The organism is Mesorhizobium sp. L2C084A000 (assembly GCF_000502875.1).
Lineage (GTDB): Bacteria > Pseudomonadota > Alphaproteobacteria > Rhizobiales > Rhizobiaceae > Mesorhizobium.
Map to the genome: position 1 here is coordinate 95296 of NZ_AYWX01000009.1, position 23687 is coordinate 118982.

Here is a 23687-nt window from a genome sequence, read left to right on the forward strand (position 1 = left end):
CCTAAGCCCTCCTGGTCTCGTCGCGTGCCTGAACGATCGCCGCAACGATGTTGGGATAGGCCGCGCAGCGACATAGATTGCCGCTCATATATTCGCGAATATCATCTTCCGATCCAGCATGGCCTTCGTTGATGCAACCGATGGCGGACATGATCTGACCCGGTGTGCAATAGCCGCATTGAAAGGCATCGTGGTCGACGAAGGCCTGCTGGACCGGATGCAGGTCCCCGTCCGCCGAAGCCAGGCCTTCCACCGTTGTGATCTCCCGGCCCTGGTTCATGACGGCAAAGCTCAAGCACGACAGTACCCGCTTTCCGTCGATCAGCACCGTGCAGGCACCACACTGACCGTGATCGCAACCTTTCTTGGTGCCGGTCAGGCCGACATGGTCGCGCAGCGCGTCAAGCAGGCTGGTTCGATTGTCGAGCGCGAGGTTGTAGGTCTGCTTGTTGATACGCATCGAAACCGCCGACAAATCGCGCGGTTCGGCCGGTTTTGCGGACGCGGGCTGGGCAGCTCTCGTTGGGGAATTCACAAGCGGCATCACCGCCGCCGCCGAAACAGAGGCCGTCATGAACATGCGTCTGCTCAAGCCGCTGGAAATTTTGGCATCGGACATGGCTGGCTCCGGGCTGGCTGGGTCTCAAGCGGCCCAAACCACTCGCGGAGGGCAAAGTTCCCTCCTCACGAGCCTGTGATCCTTTTTCTGCTGGCCGGATCGATGCAATCGGAACCTCCCCGGTCAAGCGATGGTTGTGTGCCAAGAGCCGGAAGGAGGCGATCATGAGCGATGGTCGGCATGGCAAGGACGGCGACAATGGACCTGTATTCTCTGCGGAGCAGGCGAGACAAGGCGAGATCATCCTGCGAACGCGCACCCGTCGGGTCATCTTCATAGCCGGCTTGGTCGGTGTCGTGATCCTGGCCCTCGTCGTGAGGTTGGCAATCGGCTGAACCAATTCCCCTCGCCTGCTGCTGCGCTCTCCCCGGCCCGAAAAGCGTTAGCCTGCGCGCGGCGGTGTTTGGCCATGCCGGGCGATGGCATTGGCTACGCGAACTTCTGTTGGAACCAGCGCGTCAAATCGACGTTCAGCCCTTATTCAATAGGAGCAGGCCATGCCACGAGGCGACAAATCGAAATACACTGACAAGCAGGAGCGTAAGGCCGACCACATTGCCGAAGGCTACGAGAAGCGCGGGGTTTCGGACAAGGAAGCAGAGCGGCGTGCATGGGCTACCGTCAACAAGGACGATGGCGGTGGCAAGAAGGAAGGCGGTTCGGGCCGCGGCAAACACACGGGCCATCTCGCGGCGCACAAAGGCGGTAAAAGCGGCGGCAAGGCATCGGCATCACGGTCTGCCGCAAGCCGATCCGAATCGGCAAAGAAAGCTGCAGCGACCCGCAAGCGCAATGCGGAACACCGCGCCCATTGATCTTGGCGACGGCCTTGGGCCGAACGATGGAAGCACAGGGATGAAATCTCAGCTCGTCAATGAGATCGGCGGACAACGGACATTCGTCGTGGTGCTCGACCCAGGCGAAGAAGCGTTCGCGGCACTGACCGCCTTCGCGGTCGACCAGGAGATCGGCAGTGCGTCCTTGACCGCCATAGGGGCTTTCGAAAAAGCCACCGTGGGCTGGTTTGATCCGACCGCGAAGACCTACCGCAAAATCCCCATCGGCGAACAGTGCGAGGTTCTGAGCGCGATCGGCGATGTTGCACTGGGTGATGATGACAAGCCCAGCCTGCACGTCCATGCGGTGCTTGGATTGAGCGACGGCACCACCCGGGGTGGACATCTGCTTGACGGCATCGTTCGACCAACGCTCGAAATCACCCTGGTGGAAGCGCCCGGTCATCTGCGCCGCAGCAAGCGTCCGGACCTCGGTGTCGCGCTGATCGATCTGGCCGACTGATCTACAGCCCTCTGTCTCGTTCTCACGCTTTTTTGCTCCGCTCAGCAGGCGCTGTGTCCGGCGCAGCTTCCCACCCGAACACGCTGCGCCCGCCAAGCAGATGCGATTGGTCGAATTCTCCCGCGACAATTTCCTTCAGGCTGGGGCCGGTCACGTATCGCTCGACTTGCCGCGACTGATCGTCGAGCCGCCTCAAGGCGCCGATTTCTTCATCGCGACCGAGCTTTGCCTTCTGCACGGCCGACTTCAGAACCCCGATCGTCTCGTCATAGACCTTCAGCGGTACCGGAAATGGATGCCTGTCCTTGCCGCCATGCGCCAGCGAGAAGCGGCCGGGATCGGAAAAACGGCAAGGAGCGCCATGCACCACCTCGGCAACGAGGGCCAGCGCGCGCACTGTGCGTGCGCCGACGCCGGGGACCAGAAGGAGCTCGGCGAAATCGGTGGGACCGCGGTCCGCGGCGGCTGCGATATTGCCGTGTAGGCGATGCATGACGACATCGCTTTCGCGAACGTCATGGTGGGCCGGCATGACCAAATGCGGCAGCAGCGGTTGTTCCGGTTCCTGCCGGCGCGTCGGCTCCGCGCCTCGCTCCAATGCCGCCAGCTCGCCCAGGATGCGATCCGGTCCGAGATTCTGCAAAAGGTCAAGTTGCCCTTGGCGGGACGCCTCGGCACGCCGGTCGGTCAGGTTGACGATCTCGCCTTGATTGGCCCCTTCGATAGCGGCATGCGGCTGGTCGACAAAACTCTTCAGGCCCTCGGAGAGCCAATGGTAGCGGCGCGCCACCTTGCTGTCGCCGTTCATGCCTTGCTGCACCACAACCCAGTGACCGTCATCGGCGACGATAAAGCCATGCAGATAGAGATCGAAACCGTCCTGGACGGCGGCGCTGTCGACCTTGGCGACCAGCCGGCTGGCGGTTGCCAGGCCCGCTCCGTCGAAGCCGACGCGTTGGCCGATGGCTTCCAGCTCATGCGGGGTTTTGCGCGAATGCGCGCCGCGGCCACCGCAGACATGAATGCCGAGCTCGCCGGAAAGCGGCGTGAGGCCACGCTTCAAAGCGCCCACGACGCTGGTCGTGATTCCTGACGAGTGCCAATCCATGCCCATGACAGCACCAAAGGACTGGAACCAGAATGGATGCGCCAGCCGCCGCAGCAACTCGTCTCGACCATAGTGATGAATGATCGCCTCGCACATCACAGCGCCAAGACGCGTCATGCGGTCGCCGAGCCATTTTGGCACGCGCCCGCCATGGAGTGGAAGATCAGCACTTCCCGATCGTTGCGTCACGTCCTGCTACCTGTTCTGGTGTCCGTCATTCTCTTAACAGATAGGCAGCCCAACCGCGCAAGGAAGCATGGACACTTCCCACCCGGGCCGGGTTAGCGGACGTCAAGTCCAGTTCGAGAGAACCGTTTCCATCTCAACCGTCTCGACCTGTTGCGCGAAACGTTGGTGGTAAACGGTCAGCAGTGCATCATGGGTTGCGTCGGAAGAACTGCACAGCGCGTCCGTGACGAGAACCACGCGATAGCCGAAATCGATGGCCCCGAGCACCGTAGCCAGAACGCAAACATCCGTTTCGCCGCCGGTGATGACCAGCGTATCGATGCCGCGCTCCACCAGGAGCGCTCTGAGACGCCCTTCGAACCAGGGCGAGTAGATGTGCTTGTCGACGATCGCCGCTGGCGGGCAGTAGCCGGCTAAAGACGGCAACAATTCGGTCATTTCGGGCCCGATCGTCTCGATCGTCAGGGAAGCCCAGCGCTGATAATAGCGCTTCCATGTGCCGACCCCTTGCCCCGGCTTCCCGGCGGGCAGGAAGCGTGTAAAGACCGTCTGTGGCGCGCGTCTTTCGACCAGCCTCTCGATCTGCGGGAGAACCCGGGTGATCCAGGGTGTTGCCCATTCAGACGGCTCTGCAAATAGCCGCTGCATATCCACGCAGATATGCATGCATCGATCGCCGAGAGGACCGTATGCCAGCCCCGGCATCGACATCAGCGCTTCTCCGACCGGCGATGCATTTTCCCTGTTTCCTCCCGTTGTCGGCAAAGACACGCAACGCCGCGCGCAAGCACTGGTTCCTGAGATAGCCACAGGAACCGACGTAAAGGGCTGGCGTTTCCGCTGAGATGAATGGAGGTGCTCGCATGAGACCGCGCGAGAGGCGTTGGAGCGGCAAGTCAGCCGGGGCGCCAAAATGGAACTGAGCGGAGGATGTCTCTGCGGCACGATCCGCTTCCGCGTTGGAAGCGAACCGAGAGTGCATTACTGCCATTGTGATATGTGCCGGCGGGCGACCGGCAGTGCGTTCGCGGTTCTGGCCTGGGTGCCTTCCCAAAGCGTGACCTGGACCAATGCGATGCCGACCTATCGCAGGTCTTCGCCGATTGCCCGGAGGGGCTTCTGCTCCGCCTGCGGGTCACCGCTCAGCCTTGCCTATGACGCATCGCCCGGAGAGGTCGCGCTGCATATCGGAACGTTCGACGATCCGGCTCGCCTGGAACCGCGCTACAATTATGGATCGAGGCAGCGACTTGGCTGGGTTTGCTGCGGAATAGACCTGCCGCACCACGATACCGAGGAGCGATGGTGAAACCAGGTCTGAAGGACAAGCCAGATGAGCATGTTTTACCGGGCGGCCAAGATTGCCGAAGAGGTCCACGCAGCACAGCGCGACAAGACCGGGCGACCGTATATCGAGCACTGCCGCCGTATCGTTGACGCGGTCGAAACCAAGGACCAGAAGGTCGTCGCCTATCTCCATGACGTCCTCGAAAAGGGCGAAGGCTGGGACCGGACCAAGTTGGAAGAGGCCGGTTTTGGCCCGACGATCGCTTCGGCCGTCGACGCCATGTCGCGCAGGTCCGGTGAGGATTACTTCGCGTTTGTGCGACGAGCGGCATCGAATCCATTGGCGCTGCCGGTGAAGCGCGCGGATCTGGCGGACAATATCTGGCAGGCACGACAGGTCGGGGCATCGACTGTCAAATATGAGGAGGCACTATGCATCCTTGATGACGAGTTTCCGCGCCGTCAGCACCAGCCTTGAATTCAGATCGCCCCGCTGCGAACGGGCAATCTACTCCGGGACGTGGGGCGTGTGCCGTCTGTCCTCCGCGGGCTCGGCATCGATGCGCGCCTTTTCCGGATCGAATGCACCATGACGTGCAATGGGCCGCGCCGCGGTTTCAGGCGTCTCGTATGCCCACATGACATCGTCAGCCGAGCTGCCCACCGCATGGACGCGCCAGTAGCTCGCGGTGCCTTTCAAAGGGGAGCGGCTGGTGGTGTTCGTCTTTTCGAAAAGGTCGAAATAGATGTCTTCGAAAGGGATGTAGAACACGGGCTCATGTCCTTCTTCCTGAAGCACTTTCGCCCGTTCCGTGGCAGCGACTATGGCGTCGGAAAATCGTACCGTCACCGTGCCGGCAAACGGTTCTATGGCCAGTTGGCCAGCATGGTGTGTTGAGATTGCGCCTGAAGCTTGCATTCAAATTCTCCCTGGCTGCCAATTGATTGCGAGACCGCATTTCGGTTCGTCATGCATGGAGACGAAATGCACGGCGATGCGTCAGGTTCCGGTCTGTACTATGAGGTCGAATGACGACCCCACTTCAGCGCTTGCCATGGCTATCGAGAAACGCAGCCAACAATCGCGAAACCTGATCAGAAGCCTCACGCGTCGGGAAGTGTCCGATGCCATCCAGCACCACCCGCCTGTAGAACGCGGTGAAATGCTTTTCGAGCCCCTCTGAGGACTGGGCAAACACAACGCGGTCGTCGCCACCATGAAGCGTCAGGATTGGCACCGTGATGATCTTGACCGCTGCTTGCCGGCGGGCGAGTTCGGCATAGCGTGGATCGGGCTCGGCCTCTTCCCATCTGACCCGATAGGAATGCAACGTCACATCCGCCCAGNAGTTCGGCATAGCGTGGATCGGGCTCGGCCTCTTCCCATCTGACCCGATAGGAATGCAACGTCACATCCGCCCAGTCAGGATTTTCGAACGAGCTCGCGACACCATCGAAAATAGCGTCGTCGAACCAGCCTAATGGGCCCCAGCTATCCCACTGGTATCTGGCGAATTTCTTGCCATTGTTTCGTACGAACTCAGCGCCCCGGGCCGTCGCCATGAACCATTGATACCAAAATGCTTTCGCTTGTCCGGGCGCCGGCGTTGCTGGTTGCCTGGTTGCCAGCCGAGCGACAGCGCAGCACAGCACTTGATGCGGTCCGGGAAAACCGACGCGAGCAGATAGGATATCCGGGCGCCCCAATCGTGTCCGACAACCGCAAAGCGGCTGAGGCCAAGCGCATCGGCAAAATCCAAGGCGAAAACGTCCGAAAGCCAGCTTCATGAAGGGCTGGCGAAATGCGAGCGTATGTCGTCGCGTCGTCGGGCCAGCCATGCAGCAGGATAACCGGGGCGCCGTCTCGCGGTCCACCATCGAGATAGGCGACGCGCAGCAGAGGTGTGTCGCAATGTGAGACCGAGTTCATTTGCCCTGAGGCACAGTGGCTGGCTGATCACCACCAGTCGTGGACTCTGGTCTGGCGGCCTGGTCAATCTGTGGGTTCTTGTTGATGGTGCCGGTGTTGGCTTTCATCGGCTCGATATTGTTGTCGCAGGCGCCGAGCGCAAGGACGGCGGCCAGGACCAGGAGTAAAAAGAACCTCTTCATCGAAACCTCCTCTGGTTGCTGTCCGGCAAACGAGGTTCCACCAATTTGGTTGCCTGATCGTACTCTCAAGACGCCATGGATTTGACGATCAACGCTTTGAGCTATTGGAATCGGCTGCAACTGTCGGATCAGGCAAAACCGGGCCACGTTCAGTCTCCGAACCCTCAGCCTCGATCTCCTGCACGGCCTGGTCCCAGTGCTCCTGCTCGCGGCCAGCCGGCCGGCCCTCTTGCTCCCAGATTTCATGGGCTCGCCGTTTGATCTTTTCTTCCCTGCTGTCCATGGCTAGATCCTCCAATTCGTCAGTCTCAATTCCGGGCCATATTTTTTGTTCCTCCCCATATTTTTCCTCCTCTGTCGGGAACAGCGCTGCCGGAGTCGCGATTTCGGGGAAGGCGCTTGTGGATTGCGTGGGATGAGCCGCTTGGTAATTTTCGTACCGATATTTTTTCGTGACACACCGATGCCCGCAGCTTTATGAATCTGGCTATCGGCCAGCGCCGAGCACGTCCCTCTCCGATCCCATTGCCCGGCGCTCAACGCCTGATCGCCCGTCGCATCGACATGACGGGCTATTGCTTCGAGAGGAGGTGACGCCCATGCGGGAATTGCCGAAAGACATCGACGCCGATGTGGTCATCGAAATCAGCAAGCTGCTGGACGACAGCCCGCTTTTCGTCCCGGTGCGGGTTCATGAACTTGCGGCCAAGGTGAGGCAGAGGGTGAAGACCGGCCTGCCGGATTTTTCGATCGAAGAACTGATCGTGGAGATGGCCTCCGTACGTCAACTGGCCATGGCCTTTGATCTGCCTGGATCGGAGAACGTCGTGCAAATCCCGGTGCGGTATCGCCGCTAGCACTGCGGCATCACACGCTCCATCCGGAGGTCAGAACAAGCGACGCCTCAAACATCTGCGCACCGATCTCATCGCGTACTTTGACGGTTACCTTGACGAAATCGCAGTCGGGCATTTCGTCTTGGGCAACATCCTGCAAAATACGAATTGCTTCCGCTCTGGCTTGTTCCCGGGATTCGAACAGCTGCCCGTCATCGTCGGGTACCGCGCCGTCACCGTTTTGAAGATCGAAATAGTACCGCTTCATTTTCGGGCCACGCTGGAAACATCGGGCGGGTCAGTGATTTCGCTTCATTGGGGTTCCTGCCCGCTCGGCGGCCGTGCTGGTGAAGACGTGGTCGTTCAACGCACCGCAGCGCGAAGCGCCGATAGGAAAAGCACAAGCAACGCCAAGGCATTGAGGCCGGCGGCGATGGCATGTGAATACTCCCATTGGCGCCGCAGCAGCTCCCAGTTTTCAGGCAGGACAGTCCAGTTCCGGGTCGCCTGATTGATTGGGTAGGTCAGCGTCCAGAAGGCAAATTGCGTGGCGCCGATGCTGAGAAAGGCGACGACAACCAAGCCGAAAGATGCACTCGCTCGGTAGAGCAGGATCGCCAGGGCGGCCGTAGAGAGCAATGCTCCCAGCACCACGATTCCGAACAGGCTCCATCCATCATAGGCGCGCTGCGCAGCCAGATAGTTTGGCCCGTCAAGCTTCATCTTGTTGAATATCGCGAAGAAATGCGCGGCGGCCGGAACGAAAGCCAGTGCCACGAAAATGAAGCTGACCACCCTCAGACTATAAATTGCCATATCCGGCCTCCTCTCAGGAGAGAGCTAGGGCAATCGGCAAGGTTGAAAAGGTCATTATAACGACGGCTTCCGCCCGCGATCATGTGGTCTCGAGTGAGGTCGTTTTTTTAGACCTCACTCAACTATCTCGGAACATTTTTTTTGGGTTCTGGTTCTACGCACTGAAGGGACGAACCTTACCCAGGGAGATTTCCCCATGAAACATGTTCTCATTACCAGCATGCTGGCGATCGGGCTCGGCTGTGGAACGGCAATGGCTCAGACACAACAGCTCGAAAGCCAATCTGGCGCAGACGCCAATTGCGCTTCCGGGCAGGCTGACTGCCAGGGCGGTTCCAAGATGGGCGAGCAGGCCCAGGGCAAAGCCAAGCTGAAGACCGACGAGCAGGCGCAGGGCAAGGCCGGCACCACCACCGACCAGCAGGCTCAGGACAAGACCAAGATGCAGACCGACGAGCAGGCTCAGGGCAAGGCTGGCACCACCACCGACCAGCAGGCTCGGGAGAAGACCAAGATGCAGACCGACGAGCAGGCTCAGGGCAAGGCCTCGACACAGGATACGACGTCGACCGGTTCCATCAACAACGTGACCGTGGAGCAGAAAACCCAGGTCACTCAGATCATCCGGGAGACGAAGGTCGAGCCTGTGTCCAATATCGATTTTGACATCACCGTCGGCGTCGAAGTCCCACGGCAGAAGGTCAGGCTGCATCGTTTGCCGGCTCGTATCGTCAAGATCGTTCCCGCTTACGAAAGTTACGAGTATTTCGTGCTTGCGGACGGCCGGATCGTCATCGTTGATCCGGATACGTTCAAGATCGTCCTGATTTTGACCTAACATCTCCAACGAGTGGTCCGCCCTCTAGAGGGCGGACCGTCATTGCTGGACTGCTATGGATTCAAAGCAACCCAGAAGGACCGCAAGCGGCAGGTGATACATTCTGCCACCCGCATCGCGGACTCGGCTAGAGACGCCCGAGCACGACTAAGATAATGACTACAAGCAGCAGCAGACCGAGACCGCCGCCGCCATAGTAACCGGTGCCGTAGAAAGGCCCGCCGCCAAGACCACTAAAACCGCCAAGCAATGCAATGACCAGAATAATGATAAGAATCGTGCCGAGACCCATGACTTGCTCTCCTGTTTGCGGCTTCGCGCCGTATAGACGGAGCGGCGATCGCCGGCTGATGAGAATATGAACTCGCTACAAGCCTTCCTGTTCCCGATTGAGACCTCATCGACGCTGCCAAGGTAGTGTTTAGGCGAACAAAGGTCACCCCGAGACGCCCGAGTAGTCCCGCTCTTTCAGCAATCCAGCGAGATGGGCGGCGTTTGAGGCTGCCATTTCGATCGCACTCGAGACTTTTTCCGGAGTTGCCGGCAGGTCGACGTAGTTGACCTCCTGCATGGCCTCGCCAACCCAATAGACCCCGCCATTGGCCGGGATGGTGAAGCCAACATCGTTCAGTGCCTGAAAGCATTCCGCGTGGCAGTGATGCGCACCGTCCTCATTGCCGACGATGGCTACCAAGGCCACCTTTCCTGCTGCCGGCATGCGCCCTCTGTCATCGGTCTCATCGAGAAACGCATCCATCCGCTCCAGGACGCGCTTGGCCACACTCGAGGGCTGGCCAAGCCAGATCGGGAGCCCGAGCACGAAAATGTCGGCCGCCAGTATTTTCTTCCTGAGTTTCGGCCAATCGTCGCCCTCGCCCATGTCGGAGAGCACGCCGGGCTTGATATCGTGGCTGAGCGCACGCACGATCTCGCCCTTCACCTCGTATTGCATCAGCGCCGCCAGGACATCGGCGAGCAACCGATCGGTGGAGGATTTTTCCCTGTCGTTCGAAGCTTTGAGCGAGCAATTGAGTGCGAAGGCCGTAAGCGGCATCTGGATCTCCCTGCATTGTCCTAATTGCAAATCGCCGCGACGACTTCGCGACAGCCCATTCGCCCGTTGCGGGACCGCTCGGCATTTCAACGCCAGGGTTGAATGCTTGTTCCGCCAAGCGGACCAACAGGCCGGTGGCGAGAGTGGCCCCCTCCTCCCGCCGGGTGACGGTCCAGCCGGCTGAGCGAGCAGGCTGGGTTCTTTGAGCACTGGCCACTGCTGGAGAACGGGCGGCGGTGAGCAGCGACGCCGGCGGAACCGGTCGGGCAACCTATTCGTTCGCTCATCGTTTTCTCCTGAGTTCCCGAGAATGGATAGACGATGCTCGTCCGGACCCTCGAAGCAGGCAATATGCGGCTGGCGGTATCCATGGCCGGCGATCCGGGCCGACCGGCCTTGATCCTTCTGCACGGCTGGCCCCATTCCCGGAAAATCTATGAGGGTGTGATCGATGAACTCGGCGCACGATACTTTACGCTGGCTTTCGATCTTCCGGAGATCGGTGAATCGCGTGGCACGCCGCCGTCAACGGAAAAGAAGGTTCTTGCCGATATCGTGATTTCAGCCGCCGAGACGCTTGGGGCCAAATCCATCGTCGTTGCAGGCTTTGATGTGGGCGGCATGATTGCCTTCGCTGCTGCTCGCCATCATGGCGATCGCATCGTTGGCGCGGTGCCGATGAATACAGTTATCCCCGGCCTTCATCCCTGGACGAAGATAGTGGCAAACCCGGACATCTGGCATTTTGCGTTCCATGCGGTGCCCGAACTGCCGGAGTTGCTGGTGACAGGCCACCAGCGCGCCTACTTCGATTTCTTCTTCGATCTGCTCGCCGGACATCCCGATGCATTGACCAATGAAATGCGGGAGACTTTTGCGGAGGCCTATTCGAGGCCGGAGGCACTTAAGGCCGGCTTTGATTGGTATCGCGCGTTCAAGGAGGATGCCAAGGTCAATGCAGTACCGGCGCGCATCGAAGTTCCGATCCTCTATATCCGCGGCGACGCGGATTTCGGATCGATCGACGACTACCTCGAAGGTTTGAGGCTGTCTGGAGCAAAGGACCTGCAAGGTCGCGTGATCGCCAACTGCGGCGAATTCCTGCCCATCGAGGCACCGGCAGAATTCGTCAAGGCGCTGGTGGAATTTGCACCGAGATAGGTGAAGCGATCCGCGTTTATGCAGGTGCCTACCGGCTCGCGGAAGTTACGCGCCAGACTGTGTTTCCGACATCGTCGGCGATCAGCAACGCGCCCGATTTGTCGACGGCAACGCCGACGGGCCGCCCGTGTGCCTTGTTGTCCTTGTCGAGGAAACCGGTGACGACATCCTGCGGCTTGCCATCTGGATGACCGTCCTTGAACGGCACGAACACGACCTTGTAACCGTTGAAGGTCTTGCGGTTCCAGCTGCCATGCTCGCCAACAAAGGCGCCATTGCGATACGGGTCCGGCAGGTTGGTTCCAGTGTAGAACGCTAAGCCCAGCGGTGCGACGTGGGAACTCAAGGCATAGTCGGGAGGGATCGCCTTGGCGACAAGGTCCGGCCGCTGCGGCATCACGCGCGGGTCGACATGCTGACCATAGTAGCTGTACGGCCAACCATAGAACGCGCCGTCCTTGACCGAGGTCATATAGTCGGGAACCAGGTTAGGCCCGAGCTCGTCGCGCTCGTTGATCACAGCCCACAGCGCGCCGCTCTGTGGTTCCCAGCTCAGCCCGTTGGGATTGCGCAGGCCGCTCGCGAAAATACGATATCGGCCAGTGGCCCTGTCGACTTCCCATATGGCGGCCCGGTCCTTTTCTGCCTGGATGCCGTTCTCGGTGATGTTGCTGTTGGATCCGATGCCGATATAAAGCAGAGACCCGTCGGGGCTGGCCACGAGAGACTTTGTCCAGTGATGATCGATAGGCCCGCCGGGCAACGGCGTCAGCACTGTGCCCGGCGCGGTGATCTTGGTGTCGCCCGACATGTAGGGGTAACGCACGATAGCGTCGGTGTTGGCGACGTAGAGATCGTTGCCGACCAGGGCCACGCCAAAGGGCGAATTGAGATGATAGAGGAAGACCTCCTGGACATCGGGCACACCATCGCCGTTGGTATCGCGCAGCAGGGTGATACGGTTGCTTCCTTCGGTGCCGCCGCCTGACGTCGCCATGGACTCGATCCAGCCCATGACCAGGTCTTTCGGCCGCTTGATCGCCGCACCGGGCGGCGCCACGGACTCGACCACCAGAACGTCACCATTCGGCAATGTGTAAAGCGAGCGCGGATGCTTTAAGCCCTTGGCGAAGGCCTGGATTTGCAAACCCTTGGCGACCGTCGGCTTCTCGTCTTGTTTCCAACCGATGACCGACGCGACATGCATCGGCGGCACCAGATACTGGATCGGTTCAGGCAGCGTCGGGTTCGCTCCGACCTGATCGGTGGGATCCGGTTCGTTATCGCTGCATGCGGGCAGCGCCAAAATCGATCCACACAGCAGACCGAGGCTCGCGATACGCCTGATATGCCTGGCCGAGACATTCATTCGACCACCTCCACCTGAGTGCGGCCGGAACTCCATCCCAGCAGGCCCACCAAGAGAATAACGATCACGGCGACGGCGGACAGGATGAGCCCCGTCGGCACGACCGAGGTCCAGGCATCACGGCTGTGCACCAGTGCGTTGAAGAGAGACACGACGAGCACGACGAGGCTGCCGAGGAGATATGGCCATACACGCCCGGCTTCACCGGAAAGCCGGCCGGTAAACAAATCCACCAGTGCTGCAAGAACCGCGAGCACGCCCACAACCAGGCCAGCAAGCAGCAGCCAGGCGGAAAAATCGGCCCACATCATTTCAGCGCCTCGCCAATAGGCAACGTCGGTCAGCAATGTGCCGACGAAACATGCATTTGCGACTGCCATCGGCGTTTTATGGAACGGACGCCTGGCGGCCACCAACACTGAGCGGGCACGGGCCATGCGCATTCTCCACCTTTGAAGCTGTACCTGCCCTCCAAACCAACTTGTGGTTGGGAGGTTCCCGGAACCGTTTGCGTTCAAGAACTCGTGATGGCGCTGGCGATGCCTCAGAACGGCTCGGCGCGCGATGCTCATGCGGAATTGGCTCGCAATGTCCGCAAGGTGATCGAGTATCGATGCAGGTCAACTGGCGGAATGCTATGCTCCCATTCCGTGCGCGATGGTCCGGTCATGAGATACGCCGACCTTGGTTCGACGACGATGGTGCGGCGATCCCACTTGGTGCCATTCTTCCGCCGGAGCCGAAAACTGCAAGGCGCCAGCAACGAAACACCCGCAACGTCTTCGAAATGAGGCTTGTCTCGATGCCAGCCAATGCCGGCGCCGGGCCGGTATTCATTGATCAACACTTGCGCGAAGGCCTCGGCGGGCCTGCCTGCCAACGCCGCGATCTTGTCGCGTAGGGCCAACAGGAAGTCAGGGATCGGCGGCGCCTCGACGACTTGGCGCCTGTCGTAGTCGTAGCGCAGGCCAAAACCGACGACGCGCCGGTTTGCCAGATGGCCATGGAAATCGAACGCCTCGAAAGGCAGGCCTTCGAGATGCCGGGCGAGTTCGGTTTCTTCTTGCGCCGCGATCAGTTCGGGCTGGTAGAGGAAACCTTCCGGCAGGTCGTCGGCAGCACCAAAGAGATCGTGCTGGAGCCTGGATGAGTCGAGTGTTTTCGATGTGGGTGTCGCCATCCCAGCTAGATGGTGAAGGCCAGCCCGCCTGGCAATATCGGAACCTGGCCAGCAAATCTGCACCCCACCCAGCGGACATCACCGCATCTGACAACGCCTGCCAATCCGGAGTTTATCGGGTGCTGTATTCAACTCAGGATTCGCGAGCATGCCTTGAATGCAACCGAGGGAGGTTGCGTGCATGTACGTACGGTTCTTACCAAACCGTGAGCCTTCGTTGCCAGTTGCTTGTCAGCAACTAGATTGGCACCGCGGCATCCCCAAAAAATGCCGCGGTGGCCGGCGCGGGCTTAGGCAACGGTGTCTCACCGGCATCATCGCGTCGGCCACTCGAAAATGTCTTCCTGGCGGTTCAGTGGTGGAGAAGCCTCTGTTGGCCCCGGCGCTCAAGCGAGAGGCCGCTCCTGCCTCGCGGCATGCTTCGAGCCCAAATCTCCGATCAGCCGGCGGTACTGGGTTTCAGGTGGACCGTAAGAGCCTCGCGCCAACTTCACGAGACCGTCTCGATCGCGGATCGTGATCTCTCCGCGGCGCGCCCGGATATAACCGTAACTTTCGATCATCTGAAGACCGACGGTAACCCCGGGACGCCTGACACCAAGCATGACGGACAGAAATTCATGGGTTATCATTAGCCTGTCGCCGACAGTGCGGTCGCTGCACATCAGAAGCCATCTCGCCAGCCTGACTTCCAGGCTCTGCCGTGCGTTGATCGATGCCGTATAGCTTGTCTGAACATGAAAATATTGGACATAGCGCAACAGGAACGACCGCAACGTGGGACTGTCCTCCAGGGCTTCAACGAAGGGGGCAGCCTCGATCCGGAGCGCCTCGCACGTCGACTGGACGTAGCAATCAAAGTTCGCCTGGTCGTCCCCCATGACCAGGGCCGAACCGGTCATTCCTTCGAACCCGATGATTCCGACTTCCGCTTCGGTCGCCGCGGAAGTCTTGGCCACCACCGACGCCAGTCCGCTTTCCAGAAAATAGACGGCTTCGATCTTCTGCCCCTCGGTCTCCAGCGGCGCGCGCAACTCCAGGAAAACACTTGCCAGATGCGGCTTCAGCCGCGCGAAATCGTCCGCGCTCATGCGGCGAAGCAATTCGCTCTTGGATTGCAGGATCTGGTAATCCACGAGACTCTTTTCCCTTGGGCAAGAGTACTGGGATCTCTTAGCCGGCCGCGCCCGTCGAACGAGCGGACGGTAACGAACCATAGACTTCGTCTCGCCCAGCACTAGGCGGGCCGGCGTGTTGGTATGAAACCGACAGTTACTGCTGAAGACTCGAAGGCCTTGTTGGCTGACCATCTTTCGCCAGCAAACGAGCCTCCCGCAGGATAGAGGCGCGATCGAACCCGAGGAGCGATATGATTTCGCGTATCTGCTGTTCAGTGGCGCCTGTATCCCGCGCCAGCGCGGTTATCGCGCCTACTGGCAGACCGGGGTGCTCGGGCTCCTTCGCCATGCAACGCCATGCCTCGTGATGGGCAAGAGCGATGGTCACTCCCAAGCGTCAACGCCCAAACTGTGCTGCTGACGATTGCTCTTTGTACGCTTCCGTACGGAGCTTTGCGAGTCAATTCGGCCCGAGGCTGGTTTGAGGGTTCTTGCGTCCCTGCGTCGTCCGTCCGTCGCCCCCGAAATTGTTGGGAACGATTGCTCGCCTGAGAGGTTCAAATATTCCACCCAACAGGAGCTTTGACCGATGGATCACACCAACCATGTACGCCTCACAAGCACCGAACTGACGCCAGACATTCTCGAAGACGCCACCATTTACGACGCGGACGACAACAAGGTCGGCAGCGTTTCGCATGTCCACGGCTCCGGAGCCGCCAGTCAGGTCGTCATCGATGTCGGCGGCTTTCTCGGCATAGGCGCCAAGCCGGTGGCCGTTCCCGCGAGCCAGCTGGAATTCATGCGTGATGAAGACGGCGATGTTCACGCGGTGACGAACTGGACCAAGGATCAGCTCAAGAGCATGCCCGAGCATCACGATGCATGATTCGAGGAAATCACCTTCAATGGGAGCGGCCGCTTGGCCGCTCTCTTAACGTCGCTTGGGCGCGACAGGATGGACAGACAATGCGGCGCGAGACCGGAGCCTGCTTCTGCGGAGGGATCGCCGCAGCCATGGACGGAGAGCCTTTCTGGATATGCTACGATCACGACGACGATTGCCGCCGGGCCATCGGAAGTCCGCTGACGATCTGGGTCGGTTACCGGCCAAAGCAATTTCAGCTTCTTAGGGGAACACCGAAGGCCTTTTCCAAAACGCCAGGCGTCACCCGCACGTTCTGCCCGGACTGTGGAAGCTCGATAGGCTATAGCGACGAAGGCCTGCCGGACGAGTTCTATGTGACCATCGGCTTCCTCGACAAACCTGAAGGTTTTCGGCCGCAAGCCCATGCCTATTGGGACCTGAGGCTACCGTGCATCGAGTTTGATGACAGCCTGCCACGCATCGACCGATATTCGAGGAAGCGCGACCCGACGTTCGGCAACCCGCGCGACCGGTAGTCGCGGTGCGAGCCGCGAGGGCATCGGCGGAACCTGACTACCGCTAGCGGGTTATTCGGGCAGACCCGTCGGGTGCCACCATGCCATCGACCGTGATCCAAAACACACAATACGATCCCGCCACCAAGATCCTCTCGGTCTGGTTTGTGCCGAGCGGCAGACGTTACGATTATGAGGGTGTTGCGCCGGCAACTTATGCCGCTTTCACCAAAGCCTCCTCAAAAGGCCGCTTCTTCAATGAATTCATCCGAGATCGCCATCGATACCGCCGCGTGGCGTGACAAGTTCAGCCATGAGCAGGCGATGCACGGAACCTGACCGGCATCGTCTCGTTGACGTCTCGTCGAAGCAAACCAGGCAACGACAGTTCATCTGGATATGGTCGGGCGTTGGCACCGGCAAAGATCGATCGGAACAGGGCTTCAAGGGAGTTCAAGAGCCATGACGGCCAAGAAGCAGAAGACCGAAAGCAAGGACAAGAAGGCGCTGCGCTTGGCAGAGACCACCGACGTCTCACCCAAGCAGGCCAAGGAGCTCATGCGAAAGCATGGCAAGGACAGCCCCAAGGTCGAGAAAGAAGCCAGAAACTTCAAGGCGGAAGGATAGGATCCGCATTGACGCCCGACCTGTATGACCCTGCAAGCGATCGGCCGCCAGGCAATTCGGTATTAAGGGGGTGCCCCGGCCTTTTCGGCCGCGAGCGCAAAGGGGAAGCGCAGCACCAGGTTGCGGTTCTCGTCAAAAATCTCGAAGGCCAATCCGGTACGCAGCGGCTTGCCATGCAGCAGCTCTTCGGCGAGGATTTCCTTCGCCGACGCCATCGCGTTTTCCTCGGCGCTCGCGAGATCAGGAAATTCCTGGCCCTCCGGATCCTCCTGCAAGCTTCCGCTCTCATCTCGAAGGTCGAAAAAGTATCTGGACATGCCGACTGAACTCCTGCTCATCGCGATGGTGGCCTCGGAAGCGCCAGCCTCAGATTTCAGTGCCTGATATACCCGGATTGTCGAAGAGCACGGCGAGGCCATGCTCTATGGCGCAGGCCGCAATCAGATCATCGAAGGCCTTTCCCGAAAGCGGGCAACTTGGCATCACCTCTCGGATTGCGGTTCCGGCGTTGGCTGTAGAGATCACATCGTGGCGCTTCTTGCGTGTCTCGACATATTGCTCGACCAGGATTTTCAGGCGCCTCACCGCAACGTCGTCCGTAAACATGGATTCCTCAGCCAAAGCCTGAAGTAAGGCTGTCGGCCTGATCATCGTGCCGACGGTCTCGGGGTTAGCCGGGATTGCTCGCACAATATTTCCATGGGCAGTTGGTTCCCCCGACCGCTCGCTTGGTAATTTTCGTACAGGGAATACCCTTGCCCGCGCTTTTGTCGGGCCGAACCGACAGCCGACTTCAGATGCCGATGGCGAGCCTTCAGGCTTGCATCACCTTGCGGCTGTGACGTGCAACGACACTTTCCTCATCGGTCGCAATCACGCGCACCTCCACCTTGCTCTCCGACCGACTGATGATTTCGGCGTGGGTGTCGTTGGCGTGTTCTTCAAGCACCACGCCAAGCCAGGTCAATTTTTCGCATATGGCGTTGCGGATAGACGCGGACCGTTCGCCGATGCCGGCGGTGAACACGAGGCATTCAAGACCACCCATCGTGTTTGCAAGCGCCGCGGCCTCTCTCGCGGCGCGAAAGGCGAAAAGCGCCATCGCCTCATGAGCGCGAGGATCATTGCTCGCTTCCAGCGTCCTCATGTCGCCCGAAATACCGGATACGCCGAGCAGTCCCGACTTCTCGTAGAGGATTGTCTGCAGTTCCTCAGCCGCGATGCCTCTTTCCAGCAGGAAGTACAACAGCACGCCGGGATCGATGGCGCCGCACCGCGTGCCCATGACGAGGCCATCCAGCGCCGAAAACCCCATCGTCGTATCGATGCTCTTGCCCTGCTGCAAAGCGCAAAGGCTGGCACCATTGCCGAGATGGGCGACGATGGTGCGTTTCGTCGCAAGAGTTGGCGATATCCCGCTGAGTCGCCCGGCGATGTATTCATAGGAGAGACCGTGAAACCCGTAGCGGCGCAAGCCTTGCCCTTCATACTGGCGCGGAAGGGCGAAGCGCCGCACGAGCGGATCGATCGTCTGGTGGAAAGCGGTGTCGAAACAGCCAACCTGTGGCAAGTCCGGTTGCAAGGCAGCTATCGCGCGGACCGGCGCGAGACTGCGAGGCTGATGCAGCGGAGCAAGCGGCGTCAACCTGTCGATGGCGTCGATGATGTCTGGGGTCAGACGGACAGGTTCGATGAATTCGCTTCCGCCATGCACGACGCGATGGCCGGCGCAGAGCAGGTTTCTTTCGCCAATTTCGCTCTGCACCCAATTCAGCATCTCGCCTATGGCCGCATCACGCGGCTTGTCGGCGGCGAGCTGCCGCTCGCACTGCACCGTTCCGTTGGCCGCTTTTGCGCGGAGTGTGGGTGTGTCGCCCAAGTCCAACGTGCCGCGTGAAACGAGCTGCAGATCCTGCGACGAGGCAATATCGTAAAGCGCGAACTTTATGCTGGACGAACCGGCATTCAGCGCCAGGATCGACCGGCGGGTCATCGGCGCGCCTTTGCCGCGCTTTTGCCGGGCCAGCTCCATTCCTGGATTTCGGGCATGTCTTCGCCGTGCTCGCGGACATAGGCCCTGTGCTTCACCAGCCGGTCGTGGAGTTCGCCCGCAAGCCCTTCGGCCCTTTCGGCCAGTCCCGGCACGCGTTCGATGGCGGCGAGCGCGAGGTGGTAGCGATCGAGTTCATTGAGCACCACCATGTCGAACGGCGTCGTCGTGGTGCCCTCCTCGCGGAAGCCATGCACATGCATGTTGTCATGGTTGGCGCGACGGTAGGTCAGGCGATGAATGAGATAGGGATAGCCGTGATAGGCGAAGATGACAGGCCGTGTCTTCGTGAACAACGCGTCGAAGTCTCCATCGGCAAGGCCGTGCGGGTGCTCCGTGTTCGACTGCAGCGTCATCAGGTCGACAACATTGACGACGCGGATTTTCAGGTCGGGGATTGCGGAGCGCAGAATGTCGGTCGCAGCAAGTGTCTCTAGCGTCGGCACATCGCCGGCGCAGGCCATGACCACATCGGGCTCCTCGCCCTGAGCAACCGTACCGGCCCATTCCCAGATGCCCGCCCCCGCCTTGCAATGCGCTTCGGCTTCTTCAATGGACAGCCATTGCGGTGCCGGCTGCTTGCCGGCGGTAATGACATTGATGCGGTTATAGGTTCTCAGGCAATGATCGGTGATCCACAGCAGGGTGTTGGCGTCCGGCGGAAAATAGAGCCTTACCGTATCGGCCTTCTTGTTGGCGACCAGATCGGCAAAGCCCGGATCCTGATGGCTGAAACCATTGTGGTCCTGCCGCCAGACATGGGAGGTCAAAAGGTAATTGAGCGAGGCGATCGGCTTGCGCCAGGCAAGCTCGCCGGAGGTCTTCAGCCATTTGGCATGCTGGTTGACCATCGAATCGACAATGTGGATGAAGGCTTCATAGCAGGAGAACAGGCCGTGCCGGCCGGTGAGCAGATAGCCTTCGAGCCACCCTTGGCAAAGATGCTCACTGAGCACTTCCATGACACGTCCGTCACGGGAAAGATGGACGTCGTAGGGTTCGATGCGCTGCATCCAGGTCCGATCGGTAACTTCGAACACCTCATCGAGGCGGTTGGATGACGTCTCGTCCGGCCCCATCAGGCGAAAATTCCGCGCCTCGGCATTGAGGCGGAACACCTCGCGAAGATAGCTTCCGCAAATCCGCGTCGCTTCAGCGATAACGCCACCTGGACGCGGCACTTCCAGCCCCAGGCTTTTCCAGTCTGGAAGCACAAGATCGCGCTTCAGCAGTCCGCCATTCGCGTACGGGCTTGCACCCATGCGCTTTGTCCCTGTTGGGGCAAGTGCCGCTAGCTCTGGCAACAGGTGTCCGCTTTCATCGAACAGCTCTTCCGGTTTGTAGCTTCGCATCCAGTTTTCGAGGATCGTGCGGTGGTCCTCATTTCCGCGTGCGTTCGACACCGGCACTTGATGCGAGCGCCAGAAACCCTCAACCTTCTCGCCATCGACCTCCTTGGGACCTGTCCACCCCTTGGGGCTGCGCAGCACGATCATCGGCCATTGCGGGCGTTGACCATGCCATCCCGGAGCCCGTGCCTGCTCCTGAATGGACCGGATGCGATCGAGCACCGTGTCGAGCGTCGCGGCCATCGACTGGTGCATGGAAAGCGGCTCGTGGCCTTCGACGAAGAACGGTTCGTAGCCATAGCCGGCGAAAAGCTTTCGCAATTCCTGGTCGTCCATGCGGCCGAGGATCGTTGGGCTGGCGATCTTGTAGCCGTTGAGATGCAGGATCGGCAGGACGGCGCCGTCCGACATCGGGTTCAGGAACTTGTTGGAATGCCACGCCGCCGCGAGCGGACCGGTCTCGGCTTCGCCGTCACCAACGACGCAGGCAACCACCAGGTCCGGATTGTCGAAGGCCGCACCGAAGGCATGGACCAAGGCATATCCCAGTTCACCGCCCTCATGGATTGAGCCGGGCGTCTCGGGCGCGGCATGGCTTGGCACGCCGCCGGGGAAGGAAAACTGCCGGAACAGTTTCCTGAGGCCGTCTTCGCCCTGCCCGATATCGGGATAGATCTCGCTATAGGTGCCCTCGAGCCAGGTGTTGGCAACCATTGCGGGACCGCCATGGCCCGGGCCGCAGATAAACAGAACATCAAGGTCGCTTTCGCGGATAACGCGGTTCATATGCAGGTAGAGAAAATTCAGCCCCGGCGTCGTGCCCCAATGTCCAAGCAGCCGCGGCTTGACATGTTCGGCCTTCAACGGTTCGCGCAACAGCGGATTGTCGAGCAGGTAGATCTGGCCGACCGAGATATAATTCGCGGCGCGCCAGTAACGGTCCAAGAGGTCGATCCGTTCGTGGCCGATAGCCTGCGGCGTCGCGGCTGCCTTGTCGTTCATCGACATCTCCAGCTTCGGTTCGCTGGTGATAACTGGGGCATCTTTGCGCTTGAGCAACCCCCGACTGCCGCCGTCCGGGGCGGCGTCGCGACCCGCGCAGCCAAGAGACCGGACGCTATCCCGGCGGGCACACGGCTCTGTCCGCAGATAGTCGGGAACCTTGAAGTCTTCTGGCGGTTAGAAACTGGAATCGCGAAGGCAGGCTCAAGGCAGGTACCGCGAAGGATCGCCTCGAAGCGTTGCACCAAAGGGGAGCTAAAAGATGCTCGATCTTCCTCGTGCCCGTGATCGAATGGTCAAAATCCATGTCGGCCGGCGCGGCATCCATGACCGTGAGATTCTGCAGGCTATGCGCGAAGTTCCACGCGAGGCCTTCGTCGAACCCGGCTTCGAGGAATTTGCTTATGAAGACACGCCGCTGCCGATCGCCGACGGCCAGACCATATCGCAACCCTACATCGTCGCGTTCATGATCGAGATGGCGGATGTCAAACCGGGTGACCATGTGCTCGAAATTGGCACCGGCTCGGGGTACGCGGCCGCGGTGATGAGCCGGATCGTCGAACAGGTCTACACGATAGAGCGTCATCCCAGTTTGGCCGAAACCGCGAAGCGGCGGTTTGAAAAACTCGGCTACCAAAACATCGAGGTTCGGACAGGCGATGGCACCAAGGGCTGGCCGCAGGCGGCGCCGTTCGATGCCATCGTGGTGACAGCCAGCGGTCCCGGCGCACCGCTCGCCCTTCAGGAGCAACTCGATGTCGGCGGCAGGCTCGTCATTCCGGTCGGCGACGACCCGGATTTGCAACGTCTGCTCAAAGTCACCCGGACAGGCGCCGCAACCTATAGCGAGGAGGATTTCGGCGGTGTGCGCTTCGTCCCTCTGATCGGCGAGCAGGGTTGGTCGGAAAACGGCACGGTCACCGACGTCGGTCGTCCGCTTCGACATCCCCATCCGATCAGCCTGCCTGATATGATCGCGGCCGCGGCCGAACCCCTGCCCGATTTCGACGATCCGGCCTTCGGCGCATTGTTCGATCGGTTCGCCGACCGGCGCATTGTTCTGCTTGGCGAGGCAAGCCATGGCACGTCCGAATTCTACAGGGCGCGCGCGGCAATCACCCGCAGGCTCATCGAACGCCACGGCTTCACCATCGTCGCGGTCGAGGCGGACTGGCCCGACGCGGCGGCGATCGACCGCTACGTTCGCCATCGTCGGCCCCGAACCGGCACTGGTGCGCCATTCCAGCGATTTCCGACGTGGATGTGGCGCAACACCGATGTCGCGGCCTTCACCGACTGGATGCGCCGTCACAACGAGAAGCTAGAGCCTTTGGAGCAAGCAGGGTTCTACGGCCTCGACATCTACAATATGAGCGGTTCCATCGGCGCGGTCCTCGACTATCTCGACCGGGTCGATCCCCAGGCAGCCAAGATCGCGCGCGAACGCTATGGCTGTCTGACGCCCTGGCAACACGAACCGTCCACCTACGGCCGCGCGGTGCTCACCGCCGGCTATCAAAAATGCGAAAAAGCGGTGCTGGAACAATGCCGGGACTTGCTCGCCAAACAGCTCGAATATGCGAAAAGGGACGGCACCGACTTTCTCGACGCCAGTCAGAATGCCCGGCTGATCGCGTCCGCCGAACACTATTACCGGATCATGTACTATGGCGGTGCGGAGTCCTGGAACCTGCGCGACACGCACATGTTCGAAACGTTGGAACATTTGCTGCATGCCGGCGGCCCCAACGCCAAGGCCGTGGTGTGGGCGCACAATTCCCATATCGGCGATGCCCGCTTTACCGAGATGGGCGTCGTCAGGGACGAACTGAACATCGGCCAACTCTGCCGGCAGCGTTTCGGGGATGAGGCAGCGCTGATCGGTATGGGCACGCATTCCGGCACTGTAGCGGCCGCCAGCAACTGGGATGGCAAAATGGAGGTGAAGCAAATTCGCGCGTCGCACGCCGACAGCTACGAACGGCTTTGCCACGATTCCCTTGTGTCGCGGTTCCTGCTCGACCTCGGGCGCGACACAACGCTGCGTGAGCGGTTGCTGGAACGCAGGCTGGAGCGATTTATCGGCGTGATCTACCGGCCGGAAACCGAGCTGGGCAGCCACTATGCGGACGCTTCCCTGCCCCGGCAGTTCGACGCGTTCGTATGGTTCGACAAAACCGCGGCAGTGACGCCGCTTGGCCCGGAGCATGCAAGAACCGGCGTTCCCGACACCTATCCATTCGGGCTTTAGGCGGCGCGCGGCGAACCAATGAAGAAGCCGAGGCGT

Annotated in this window: 33 protein-coding genes; 13 read left to right on the plus strand and 20 right to left on the minus strand. The window is 60.3% G+C overall.

The window, feature by feature from the left end:
- Position 1 precedes the first annotated feature (1 nt).
- Positions 2-574, minus strand: a complete 573-nt coding sequence (locus X735_RS147780; protein ID WP_245273254.1) for a (2Fe-2S)-binding protein — start codon at positions 572-574, stop codon at positions 2-4.
- A gap of 209 nt (positions 575-783) precedes the next feature.
- Here X735_RS147780 and X735_RS12100 point away from each other — a divergent pair, with 209 nt between their 5' ends.
- The 3 genes from X735_RS12100 to X735_RS147770 all read left to right on the plus strand — a co-directional run bounded on the left by X735_RS12100 (position 784) and on the right by X735_RS147770 (position 1918).
- On the plus strand, positions 784-954 hold the full coding sequence (locus tag X735_RS12100) for a hypothetical protein (RefSeq protein WP_023811966.1): 171 nt from the start codon (positions 784-786) through the stop codon (positions 952-954).
- A gap of 162 nt (positions 955-1116) precedes the next feature.
- Entirely contained in the window at positions 1117-1434 is a 318-nt protein-coding gene (locus X735_RS147775; protein ID WP_023811967.1) for a hypothetical protein, read from the plus strand.
- 40 nt (positions 1435-1474) lie between these two features.
- Entirely contained in the window at positions 1475-1918 is a 444-nt protein-coding gene (locus X735_RS147770; RefSeq protein ID WP_023811968.1) for a PPC domain-containing DNA-binding protein, read from the plus strand.
- A gap of 22 nt (positions 1919-1940) precedes the next feature.
- Here X735_RS147770 and X735_RS147765 read toward each other — a convergent pair whose 3' ends face one another.
- Both X735_RS147765 and X735_RS147760 read right to left on the minus strand, forming a co-directional pair.
- Complete coding sequence (locus tag X735_RS147765) at positions 1941-3215, minus strand: DUF763 domain-containing protein (RefSeq protein WP_023811969.1); 1275 nt, start codon at positions 3213-3215, stop codon at positions 1941-1943.
- Between the two features lie 102 nt (positions 3216-3317).
- Positions 3318-3926, minus strand: coding sequence for a cysteine hydrolase (locus X735_RS147760; RefSeq protein WP_023811970.1), 609 nt, complete (start codon positions 3924-3926; stop codon positions 3318-3320).
- Between the two features lie 202 nt (positions 3927-4128).
- Here X735_RS147760 and X735_RS147755 point away from each other — a divergent pair, with 202 nt between their 5' ends.
- Together X735_RS147755 and X735_RS147750 are read left to right on the plus strand one after the other, a co-directional pair.
- Entirely contained in the window at positions 4129-4524 is a 396-nt protein-coding gene (locus X735_RS147755; protein WP_023811971.1) for a GFA family protein, read from the plus strand.
- 24 nt (positions 4525-4548) lie between these two features.
- Complete coding sequence (locus X735_RS147750) at positions 4549-4980, plus strand: HD domain-containing protein (RefSeq protein ID WP_023811972.1); 432 nt, start codon at positions 4549-4551, stop codon at positions 4978-4980.
- A 30-nt stretch (positions 4981-5010) separates the two neighbouring features.
- Here X735_RS147750 and X735_RS147745 read toward each other — a convergent pair whose 3' ends face one another.
- The 5 genes from X735_RS147745 to X735_RS147735 form a co-directional block, all read right to left on the minus strand.
- A complete protein-coding gene (locus X735_RS147745; protein ID WP_023811973.1) occupies positions 5011-5421 on the minus strand; it encodes a DUF427 domain-containing protein in 411 nt (136 codons plus the stop codon).
- Between the two features lie 124 nt (positions 5422-5545).
- Positions 5546-5833: an alpha/beta hydrolase gene (locus X735_RS1000000169855; RefSeq protein WP_245273242.1), complete on the minus strand. Its 288-nt coding sequence runs from the start codon at positions 5831-5833 to the stop codon at positions 5546-5548.
- A 147-nt stretch (positions 5834-5980) separates the two neighbouring features.
- Positions 5981-6262 carry an alpha/beta hydrolase gene (locus tag X735_RS1000000169860; RefSeq protein WP_245273243.1) on the minus strand — a complete coding sequence of 94 codons (282 nt, stop codon included), beginning with the start codon at positions 6260-6262 and terminating at the stop codon, positions 5981-5983.
- A 166-nt stretch (positions 6263-6428) separates the two neighbouring features.
- Complete coding sequence (locus X735_RS147740) at positions 6429-6614, minus strand: hypothetical protein (protein ID WP_023811976.1); 186 nt, start codon at positions 6612-6614, stop codon at positions 6429-6431.
- 88 nt (positions 6615-6702) lie between these two features.
- Positions 6703-6897 carry a DUF2934 domain-containing protein gene (locus tag X735_RS147735; protein WP_023811977.1) on the minus strand — a complete coding sequence of 65 codons (195 nt, stop codon included), beginning with the start codon at positions 6895-6897 and terminating at the stop codon, positions 6703-6705.
- Positions 6898-7213: 316 nt separating this feature from the next.
- Between X735_RS147735 and X735_RS147730 the strand changes: the two genes are divergently transcribed.
- Positions 7214-7471 (plus strand): hypothetical protein, encoded by a 258-nt coding sequence (locus X735_RS147730; protein ID WP_023811978.1) that lies wholly within the window; start codon positions 7214-7216, stop codon positions 7469-7471.
- A gap of 10 nt (positions 7472-7481) precedes the next feature.
- Here the strand turns inward: X735_RS147730 and X735_RS147725 are convergent, their stop codons facing one another.
- Both X735_RS147725 and X735_RS147720 read right to left on the minus strand, forming a co-directional pair.
- Positions 7482-7718, minus strand: coding sequence for a hypothetical protein (locus tag X735_RS147725; RefSeq protein ID WP_023811979.1), 237 nt, complete (start codon positions 7716-7718; stop codon positions 7482-7484).
- Between the two features lie 95 nt (positions 7719-7813).
- Positions 7814-8227 (minus strand): hypothetical protein, encoded by a 414-nt coding sequence (locus X735_RS147720; protein WP_245273244.1) that lies wholly within the window; start codon positions 8225-8227, stop codon positions 7814-7816.
- A gap of 235 nt (positions 8228-8462) precedes the next feature.
- Here X735_RS147720 and X735_RS147715 point away from each other — a divergent pair, with 235 nt between their 5' ends.
- Positions 8463-9104 carry a DUF1236 domain-containing protein gene (locus X735_RS147715; RefSeq protein ID WP_023811981.1) on the plus strand — a complete coding sequence of 214 codons (642 nt, stop codon included), beginning with the start codon at positions 8463-8465 and terminating at the stop codon, positions 9102-9104.
- 127 nt (positions 9105-9231) lie between these two features.
- Here X735_RS147715 and X735_RS1000000167675 read toward each other — a convergent pair whose 3' ends face one another.
- Positions 9232-9396 (minus strand): DUF3309 family protein, encoded by a 165-nt coding sequence (locus X735_RS1000000167675; RefSeq protein WP_023811982.1) that lies wholly within the window; start codon positions 9394-9396, stop codon positions 9232-9234.
- A gap of 144 nt (positions 9397-9540) precedes the next feature.
- Positions 9541-10158 (minus strand): NAD(P)H-dependent oxidoreductase, encoded by a 618-nt coding sequence (locus tag X735_RS147710; RefSeq protein WP_023811983.1) that lies wholly within the window; start codon positions 10156-10158, stop codon positions 9541-9543.
- A 321-nt stretch (positions 10159-10479) separates the two neighbouring features.
- Between X735_RS147710 and X735_RS147705 the strand changes: the two genes are divergently transcribed.
- On the plus strand, positions 10480-11319 hold the full coding sequence (locus tag X735_RS147705; protein ID WP_023811984.1) for an alpha/beta hydrolase: 840 nt from the start codon (positions 10480-10482) through the stop codon (positions 11317-11319).
- Between the two features lie 28 nt (positions 11320-11347).
- On the opposite strand, the gene X735_RS147700 is transcribed toward X735_RS147705, so the two are convergent.
- From X735_RS147700 to X735_RS147685, 4 genes are all read right to left on the minus strand, one after another.
- Complete coding sequence (locus X735_RS147700; protein ID WP_023811985.1) at positions 11348-12688, minus strand: sorbosone dehydrogenase family protein; 1341 nt, start codon at positions 12686-12688, stop codon at positions 11348-11350.
- A complete protein-coding gene (locus X735_RS147695; RefSeq protein WP_023811986.1) occupies positions 12685-13125 on the minus strand; it encodes a DUF2231 domain-containing protein in 441 nt (146 codons plus the stop codon). The genes X735_RS147700 and X735_RS147695 overlap by 4 nt, the downstream gene beginning before the upstream one ends.
- Positions 13126-13256: 131 nt before the next feature.
- Complete coding sequence (locus X735_RS147690; RefSeq protein WP_031213486.1) at positions 13257-13868, minus strand: alpha-ketoglutarate-dependent dioxygenase AlkB; 612 nt, start codon at positions 13866-13868, stop codon at positions 13257-13259.
- A 386-nt stretch (positions 13869-14254) separates the two neighbouring features.
- Positions 14255-15004, minus strand: a complete 750-nt coding sequence (locus tag X735_RS147685; RefSeq protein ID WP_023811988.1) for a Crp/Fnr family transcriptional regulator — start codon at positions 15002-15004, stop codon at positions 14255-14257.
- Between the two features lie 571 nt (positions 15005-15575).
- Between X735_RS147685 and X735_RS147675 the strand changes: the two genes are divergently transcribed.
- The 4 genes from X735_RS147675 to X735_RS1000000167680 all read left to right on the plus strand — a co-directional run bounded on the left by X735_RS147675 (position 15576) and on the right by X735_RS1000000167680 (position 16996).
- On the plus strand, positions 15576-15875 hold the full coding sequence (locus X735_RS147675; RefSeq protein ID WP_013531539.1) for a PRC-barrel domain-containing protein: 300 nt from the start codon (positions 15576-15578) through the stop codon (positions 15873-15875).
- 128 nt (positions 15876-16003) lie between these two features.
- Positions 16004-16390, plus strand: coding sequence for a GFA family protein (locus X735_RS147670; protein ID WP_245273245.1), 387 nt, complete (start codon positions 16004-16006; stop codon positions 16388-16390).
- An 80-nt stretch (positions 16391-16470) separates the two neighbouring features.
- Positions 16471-16671: a KTSC domain-containing protein gene (locus X735_RS147665; protein WP_023811991.1), complete on the plus strand. Its 201-nt coding sequence runs from the start codon at positions 16471-16473 to the stop codon at positions 16669-16671.
- A 160-nt stretch (positions 16672-16831) separates the two neighbouring features.
- A complete protein-coding gene (locus tag X735_RS1000000167680; RefSeq protein ID WP_023811992.1) occupies positions 16832-16996 on the plus strand; it encodes a hypothetical protein in 165 nt (54 codons plus the stop codon).
- A 62-nt stretch (positions 16997-17058) separates the two neighbouring features.
- On the opposite strand, the gene X735_RS147660 is transcribed toward X735_RS1000000167680, so the two are convergent.
- The 4 genes from X735_RS147660 to X735_RS147645 form a co-directional block, all read right to left on the minus strand.
- The gene (locus tag X735_RS147660; protein WP_031213488.1) at positions 17059-17271 is read right to left on the minus strand and encodes a hypothetical protein; all 213 of its coding nucleotides are present in this window, start codon (positions 17269-17271) and stop codon (positions 17059-17061) included.
- Positions 17272-17362: 91 nt separating this feature from the next.
- Positions 17363-17602 carry a hypothetical protein gene (locus X735_RS147655; protein ID WP_031213489.1) on the minus strand — a complete coding sequence of 80 codons (240 nt, stop codon included), beginning with the start codon at positions 17600-17602 and terminating at the stop codon, positions 17363-17365.
- A gap of 208 nt (positions 17603-17810) precedes the next feature.
- A complete protein-coding gene (locus tag X735_RS147650) occupies positions 17811-18989 on the minus strand; it encodes an acetate/propionate family kinase (protein ID WP_023811995.1) in 1179 nt (392 codons plus the stop codon).
- Positions 18986-21397 carry a phosphoketolase family protein gene (locus tag X735_RS147645; protein WP_023811996.1) on the minus strand — a complete coding sequence of 804 codons (2412 nt, stop codon included), beginning with the start codon at positions 21395-21397 and terminating at the stop codon, positions 18986-18988. The genes X735_RS147650 and X735_RS147645 overlap by 4 nt, the downstream gene beginning before the upstream one ends.
- A 262-nt stretch (positions 21398-21659) precedes the next feature.
- Here X735_RS147645 and X735_RS147640 point away from each other — a divergent pair, with 262 nt between their 5' ends.
- Positions 21660-23651 (plus strand): protein-L-isoaspartate(D-aspartate) O-methyltransferase, encoded by a 1992-nt coding sequence (locus X735_RS147640; RefSeq protein WP_023811997.1) that lies wholly within the window; start codon positions 21660-21662, stop codon positions 23649-23651.
- Positions 23652-23687: the final 36 nt, after the last annotated feature.